The sequence below is a fragment of the Oleiagrimonas sp. MCCC 1A03011 genome, assembly GCF_003267965.1.
Lineage (GTDB): Bacteria > Pseudomonadota > Gammaproteobacteria > Xanthomonadales > Rhodanobacteraceae > Oleiagrimonas > Oleiagrimonas citrea.
Genome location: NZ_MSPY01000037.1, coordinates 1 through 1073 on the forward strand (window position 1 = coordinate 1; position 1073 = coordinate 1073).

The following is a 1073-nucleotide window of genomic DNA, read 5'->3' on the forward strand; positions in this document are numbered from 1 at the left end:
AAGCAGAACCGGCAATGGCCCGAAAGCCCAGGGCAAAGGCATCATGCGCCCGGCGTTGACGGGGAGTCTCCTAAGGAGTTGTTAGGCTGCGCCGAGAATCTGCACTGCCGAGATGCCAAGATACAGTAAGAGGCCCAACGGCAGGCACACGCGGATGTAGAAAGCGTAAGTTCTTGCGCTATGCGTACGTAGCTGAGATACGCGAGAGCTGAACGCGACACCGAGTAAAGCGATACCAACGTTGGGGTCCAGGGCGCGGGGCAAACCCGCATACATGAAACTAAGTGACCCCCTCCGGGAGATCCAATCGACTCGCTCGGCTTTTACAATGCGATAAAATTTGAAGAACGCAAACTGGTAAACCAAAGTTGCCAGGAACGCTACCCCAAATGCCACTCTGATCGCGATCTCTATCATTCGTACAGCCTAACGCTTGAGTTAAGCGGCGGCGAAGCCGTCCGCCTTGAACGAGTTGTTAGCCACGGCTTGCCGCCACCCAATGCTCAGTTTGCCTGTGGCGATTGAGACCGATAGCCTCAAACTCGTCATGAGCTGGTGGATTGACTGCAACGCCAAGTAGCGCCAATGCTTTGTTTATGGTGCCAGATTCTGCGGATTCAGGGCCGAACGCTAGCTGGCCGTTGATAACAGCAACTGCACCCTGCGCACCCATACCGCCAAAATACTCGGTCTCGAAATACACCAGAGATGCACCACTTGATGCGAGCCTCAGCTCCTGAAGCAACTGCTCCGAGAGATAATTGAAACCGCGAGGTTGCCCGTTGAGCGGGGAAGCCACAAACGAAGCGATGTCGCGATCACGCAATGGCAAGAGTGAAAAGCCCTGGCTCAATTCGATTGGCAGATGCAACGAGTGTTTTTCGGCAAACGCCTCAAGCGACTTCGGCTTACCAACGATTCCTGTAACGAAATGGCTCATAGTGGCTAACGCTGGAGTTAAGCTGCCGGCCGCTGGCGTAGCCAGTGGGCGGTCGGCTTGAATGATCCAATGGACTCCTCCCGCGTCGCCACACGGCTTCGATGAGCCAGACAGGAGCGTACGCTCCGGACAC

General features: G+C 55.5%; 1 protein-coding gene. It reads right to left on the bottom strand.

The annotated features are described in order from the left end of the window. Positions 1 to 475 precede the first annotated feature (475 nt). Positions 476 to 1073, bottom strand: a 598-nt coding sequence (locus tag BTJ49_RS15670; RefSeq protein WP_206098445.1) for a hypothetical protein, incomplete at its 5' end; no start/stop codon positions are given.